This window comes from Bradyrhizobium sp. Leaf396, from assembly GCF_001424605.1.
In the GTDB taxonomy this organism is placed as follows: domain Bacteria; phylum Pseudomonadota; class Alphaproteobacteria; order Rhizobiales; family Xanthobacteraceae; genus Bradyrhizobium; species Bradyrhizobium japonicum_C.
In genome coordinates this window covers 1-6,195 of sequence record NZ_LMQJ01000051.1, presented here as the reverse complement: position 1 = coordinate 6,195, position 6,195 = coordinate 1, and the positions used below count along the sequence as shown (strand labels likewise).

Sequence of the window (6,195 nt, the reverse complement as noted above, 5' to 3'; positions counted from 1 at the left end):
AACTCCGGTCGGGCTACGCCCTCCCTGCGTCACGAGCCCGGCGAAGCTCTCTCATCCTGATTGACGCTCCACTGTCACCCTGATTGCCGCGCGGCAGTTCAATCTGAGCACTGAACTTATTGCTGTCCATAAGGACTGTTACACAGCACTGGTATTAACCCGACAAGGCGGCCCTCACCGGAGGGAGACTTCGATCGGGTTGAGGTCGGGCGAGTATGGCGGCTTACCAGAGCCTGGCGCCAGCAGTCTGGATCATCTGCCTTACAGCTCTCGACTTATGACTTCCGAGATTGTCGAGAATGACGATGTCGCCTTCGCGCAGGGTTGGCAGGAGAAGGTGCTTCACATAGGCGCGGAAGCATTCGCCGTTGATCGGGCCGTCGAAGACGCAGGGTGCTGTGAGTTGGTCATGGCGGAGTGCGCCGAGGAATGTGAGGGTACGCCAATGCCCGTGCGGAGCGAAGCCGCGCAGGCGTGCCCCCTTGGGGCCCCAGCCCCGCAAGGGGGCCGTGTTGGTCTTGATCCAGGTCTCATCGATGAAGACGAGCCGGCCCGGATCAAGGGATCAAGTCCGGCCTGCCAGGATCGCCACGCTGGCGCCTACGAGAGACGTCGGCGCGAGCCTGCTCGAGGGCGAACAGTGTTTTTTTGAACCGCAGCCCTCCCCGGCGGACGAACAGCCACCGCGTTGTGTGAGACCTTGACCCCACGGGCTGCCAGTTCCGCCTTCAGACCATGCAACGTCAGATGCGGCGTCTGAGTGATCCGTTCGACGATGAAGGCGCGATGCGGATCAAGCACAGGCTTGCGGTGGCCTCTTGTCGGGCCCAACCGACCCGGTCGCCCGCTGCCGCTGTGACCACTTCGCAACCGACGAGACTGCAACGCCAAAACGCTCCGCCACGGACCGGCAGCTCTCGCCGGCCAATATCGACGCCACCACACGCTCGCGAAGATCCAGGGAAAGAGGTTGGGTCATGCGATGACTGGCCTCCAATCCAGTCAGCATCTTGAATCACAATCCGCCAAAAACCGGAATCCCCTCCGATTCAATTTAAAGATGAAACGCTCTAAGTGTACACGTCTATCTCGAGTCTTTGCGCGCCTAGCTCGTTCGTCAGCCTACGTAAGCTGAAGGCACCAAACAAATACGCTCGCGCGCAGCCTGCTGGCATGGGCGCTCGATACGATACGCCTCGTGTGAGAGCGGATTTTCGGGTTTACTAGAGCGGCCGACAGCCTCTTTATCCGCAGAAGTGAGCTCCACTAGGCCGCCGTGCCTTAGAGCACGCTGGACGTCTGGGAGACCATGAACTACTCGTGCCGTGCACGTCCGATGGGTTGCCGTTCAACTCTCAAATGTCGTGAGGACCCGACTGCAGGGTTCTCCACAATATCCTTGCTCCAAGTGGCGTGAATTCCGGCATTAGCCTTGAGCACCGCCACTCTGTTTCCGCGCTGGATCGTCGCTTGCATGCGCGTCAATCGCATTCCTATAGTTTTCTGCCATTGATAGCAGAGCCAATCGCGACTCTGTATGTTCAATCTTGTCGGCCCATTCATGACACGTTCGCAGCATCCGCTTCCATCCCTCGATCTCACGTCGCCGCCGTCGAATTGCGTCGCGCGCCACCACTGTGCGTTCGATCTTCTGACGGAGCCGGTAAAAACAAGTAAACATCTGATGCTCTTGAATGGCTACAAGATACTGCGCGCGGCTGGCCTCGCGGCAATTCTACGTTCTCGCCTGCACGATCATTCGGACACCCCGCTCAGAACGTTAGCCTTAACGTTCGTAATTCGGGCGAAATGGATAAATTTTCTAGGAGTGGCCCTTTGACCAACGCCCCCCCATGCCAACAAATCAACTTGGTGAGTGGTGTTGAGGAAAGCATAGGCCAGATAGCATCCGCCAATGCTAGACGCGTCGGCGATTTCTATCAAATCGCAGGGAATCAGGATTGGACCGGTCTCGATCTGGAATAGCGGGGTCCCATTAGCTCGACTGATGATGTGATTGATTGGAAATTCCAAGTTCCATAACTTTCCCTGTTTATCGCGGACGTTCAGTCGGGCCGACAGAGGCCATAGGTTCGCTATGATCCTAGAGTTCAGGGCTGCAAGATCTACTGACTTTGCTGCACGTCGCGGCGCTGAAATCTCGAATGAGGAGAATGTAGCGGTATTTTCGGCTTCGCTATCCTTCTTTCCTGCCTCTTCGTCGTCTCTCGCGATCGCGTGTCTGTCGTGCCTGGCAATAAGTTGGAACGAATATACCGGGTCCAAAGGCAGTCGATCAGAGCCAAAAACCTTCCCGGCCATAACAGCAGGCGCGAGATAGATGCAATCAGAAGACTCTTGGCTGTGGGCAATCGCGACGATGCGCCAGCTTCCATCGATCCCGGTTCTTGTTGTCCAAGAAATCCGCGATCGCGCGAAATCAACAGCCACCATTCCCGAAACTCCCGATTCGCCGCGGCACACCGACGAGCCAGCGGCTACTCCGGCTGTGACAAGCAATGCCTCACGGCGAGAGATGTCAATCACAGAATGGCTCCAGATCCATGTCAGCTGAAAACCCACGTCGTCGCACCGGACAAATTGTTCGCCGACCTCAAACCCGAGCCCCTCATCGCTCCGATCATTCTGCAGGTCCCGCCTAAACCAACCAAGAAAGGCAGATACCTCACCTTGATGGTTGCACCATTCAAGCTCAGCAATTTCCAACCTCGATCAAGTTTTCGCCGCTTGTTCCAGCATCACTCGCCGCCGATTCAGTTGAGCGCTCCCAGAGTGTGAATTAGGTCGCTGGTCTCTTTGACCTCGTCTACTGCGGCAAGCAGCGTCCGGTATGAGCATGATAGTCATACCCCTGCGGACAAACCGCAGATCCTGCCCGATTCCATCGAGGCGGGAGCCCCCGTCCATATTCATGCTGATAGTACCCCCCCCGATACCCGCGTCGACCATAATCCCGGGCAATGCAGAGACCTTCTGAGGCGTAGTAGTCAAACCCTTCCGGGCAGACTGCAGAGCCCTGGTAGTTCCATCGGGGCGGCACAGCTTGCTGTGCCCAGGCGACCGATGCTGCTGGTCCGACGAGCACACCAAAAACAGCGGCGACAACAATTCTCACATGAGTCCTCCCACTGATCACTCCGACCGCCTGCCTGGACTAACAAACGGTATCCACAAAGCTTCGAAACGCGGTAACCACTTCCTCCTGCTGCTCGTGGCTAATCTCGGCAAACAAGGGGAGCGAGAGGATAGTATTCTGATCAGCATATGCATTGGGAAACTGCTCTGGCCTGTGCTCAAGGTAGCGATAACAAGGCAGAAGCGGGAGGGCGGTTGGATAGTTGATGACAGTCTCGATACCTCGTCGATTTAGGTGATTTGCTAGTGCGCCCCGATTACGATGCTTAATCGTGTAGAGATGATAGACATGCGTCCGCCCTGCAGCGACTTTGGGCGTTTGCACCTGCTCCATTTTATGAAGCGCGTCATCGTAAAAGTTCGCCGCGGCTTGTCGTGCTCTTGTCCAGTCGGCGAGATGCGGCAGTTTCGTAGACAGAATCGCTGCTTGAAGACCGTCCAATCGGCTGTTGATGCCCTCGATGTGATGCTGATGCTTCACCAATCCGCCGTGGCGGGCGAGCATGGCGATGTGCTCCGCAAGGATTGTATCATTGGTGACGACTGCCCCTGCGTCGCCCATAGCACCCAAGTTCTTTCCAGGGTAAAACGAGAAGGTAGCAGCCGTCCCGAACGTTCCAACCGGCTGGTCCTTATAGCGCGCAAGGTGCGCTTGGGCGCAGTCCTCGATGACCCAAAGACCGTGCTTGCGGGCGACTTCCAGGATCGCATCCATGTCTGCGGGTTGACCGTAGAGGTGCACCGGAATGATACCGACGGTACGCGGCGTGATCGCCGCCTCGACCGCCGCGGGGTCGATCGTGAAAGTCTCGCCGTCGGTGTCGCAGAACACGACTCGGGCGCCGGCGTGCGTGATCATCGCGGAGGTCGAGATCCAGGAATGCGCCGCCGTAATGACCTCGTCCCCCGACCTTACCTTAAGCGCTCTCATCGCAAGGTAGAGCGCATCGGTGCCGTTTGCGCAGGACACGCAATGCTTGACACTCGCCGCAGCCGCGAACTCCCGTTCGAAGGCCTCGACATATGGTCCACGGATGAAGGCGCTGTCGCGAATGACCGCGGCGATCGCACTGTCAATTTCGCCTTTGATCGACTGGTACTGGAGACTGAGATCCGCAAATGGCACCGGCATGATGGGAGTCCTTAGCTGCTGCTCTTGAGGAGGCGAGCGGGATTTCCAGCATAGGTCCCAGGCGCCGCTAAATCTTTCGTGACCACTGAGCCAGCTCCGATTACAACGTCGTCAGCGATTGAGACCGGCATGATCGTGGAGTTCGAGCCTATCGAAACCCGGTTGCCGATTTTTGTCGCGCGCCACAATTCGCGACGTCCTCGCGCCGGCCCGCCGGTTGAAAACGTATCGTTTACGAACATGACGCCATGCCCGACGAAGCAATCTTCTCCAATCGAGACAAGTTCGCAAATGAAGGCATGCGACTGAACGCGTGTTCGCGCTCCGATAACAACATTGGCCTGGATCTCGGTGAAAGGGCCAACGAAGCAGTCATCGGCAATCTCGCAGCCATAGAGATTGCAAGGCTCAACCATCTTGACGCGTTGACCGAACTTGACGTCGCGCACGCCGGACTGGTGTATCTCAGGCTTTCCGTTCACGGGAGCACACCTAGCTTGCTACGTCGCGGCTCGAATCGAAGCGCGACTTCCTGCCCCGTCTCGATCGATTCGTAGAGCGCGGAGATCAATTCGAGGCTCTTGCGGCCCTGCAGGCCATCGACCAGCGCTGCACGCTGATGCAAAAGGCAGTCGACCACATGCTGATAATAGGCTTGGTGTCCGAAGCCGTAGACGTTGGGTGGATTGACCGAGAACTTCTCGACGACGAGCTTGTCGCTTGGCAACGTATCGACAAAACTCCAATGCCTAATTTGGTTGACTGCGAAGCCCGCGATTTCCACGACGCCTTTCTCACCGAGAATCGAAAGGGAGCCTTCGAGATCCCTCGGCCGCACTGCGGTGGTCGCTTCAATGATTCCTAGCGCGCCGTTGCGAAATTTAAGGGTAGCAACAGCCGTATCTTCGGTTTCGACCTTCACTAGCGCGGTTGTTGCTCGGGCATGAACGCTGACCACATCGCCGAAGAACCATTCCAGCATGTCAATGTGATGACTGGCTTGGTTGGTTAGCACTCCGCCATCATATGCCCAGGTGCCGCGCCAAGTGTCCTGATCGTAATAGGCTTGGTCCCGGCACCACCGAACCCTGACCGTGCCGAGGACGAGCCGGCCGAACCTTCCGGCCTCGAACGCCTCGCGGGCCTTGATGACGGGAACGTTGAAACGATTCTGCTTCACGACGAAAAGCTTCACCCCGGCCTCGTCGCAGGCGCGGATCATGTCATCAGCATCCTGCAGCCGAAGCGCCATCGGCTTCTCGACGACGACATGCTTTCCCGCGCGTGCGCATGCTATCGCGTGCTGCGCATGCATCCCGCTGGGCGTCAAGACAGCCACGGCGTCCATGTCCTTGCGCGCAAGAAACTTGTCTATATCATCGTAGGCATCAACACCGAATTTGGTAGCGAGCGCGTCGGCCCGAGGCTTCAAGACGTCGCAGACGGCGACCAGCCTTGCTCTGTCAATGTGATTGCCACCAAGTAGGTCAGAATGCCGCCTCGAAATGCGCCCACACCCCAGTAGGCCAAACCTGATCACGTCCGTCTCCTTGGGACATCGTGATCCTGCGGACCACCGAAGCGCACTCTATATTTCCCAACGGGATCTAAAATCAAGATTTTGAGACCCAATCTCCGGCGCCGCCTCTAGAAGCTAAACAAAGATTTCATTTAAGCACTAAGACAACCTTTCGACAAGACAAAATTGCCCTGCGATTGGCTGGATCGCCAGCCTTTTGATCAACCCGGCTCGGAGATGCCCTGAAAGATGTCACCCTTGTGAACCGCTCATAAGTGATCGTTCGCCAGCCGCGGTTGACCCGAATTCGGGCACCGCATCCTTCAGGATGGTTCTGATGGTGGCGCGATCGTCGCGCGCGATCGCCTGCTCCAGCGCCGCGATCCAC

At 57.4% G+C, this 6,195-nt stretch carries 4 protein-coding genes and 1 pseudogene; all 5 read right to left on the bottom strand.

Annotated elements, in window-relative coordinates:
* Nucleotides 1-189: 189 nt before the first annotated feature.
* Nucleotides 190-979: pseudogene (locus ASG57_RS37280) on the bottom strand (IS630 family transposase); the annotation flags it as partial.
* 776 nt (nucleotides 980-1,755) lie between these two features.
* On the bottom strand, nucleotides 1,756-2,727 hold the full coding sequence (locus ASG57_RS29450) for a hypothetical protein (protein ID WP_057198612.1): 972 nt from the start codon (nucleotides 2,725-2,727) through the stop codon (nucleotides 1,756-1,758).
* Between the two features lie 448 nt (nucleotides 2,728-3,175).
* Nucleotides 3,176-4,288: a DegT/DnrJ/EryC1/StrS family aminotransferase gene (locus ASG57_RS29445; RefSeq protein WP_057198610.1), complete on the bottom strand. Its 1,113-nt coding sequence runs from the start codon at nucleotides 4,286-4,288 to the stop codon at nucleotides 3,176-3,178.
* Nucleotides 4,289-4,299: 11 nt separating this feature from the next.
* Nucleotides 4,300-4,770, bottom strand: coding sequence for an acyltransferase (locus tag ASG57_RS29440; protein ID WP_057198608.1), 471 nt, complete (start codon nucleotides 4,768-4,770; stop codon nucleotides 4,300-4,302).
* Nucleotides 4,767-5,828 carry a Gfo/Idh/MocA family protein gene (locus ASG57_RS29435; protein ID WP_057198606.1) on the bottom strand — a complete coding sequence of 354 codons (1,062 nt, stop codon included), beginning with the start codon at nucleotides 5,826-5,828 and terminating at the stop codon, nucleotides 4,767-4,769. The genes ASG57_RS29440 and ASG57_RS29435 overlap by 4 nt, the downstream gene beginning before the upstream one ends.
* Nucleotides 5,829-6,195: the final 367 nt, after the last annotated feature.

Excerpts from the sequence above, each read along its gene's own strand:
- ASG57_RS29445 (WP_057198610.1), bottom strand. The coding sequence starts at position 4,288 with ATGCCGGTGCCATTTGCGGATCTCAGTCTCCAGTACCAGTCGATCAAA.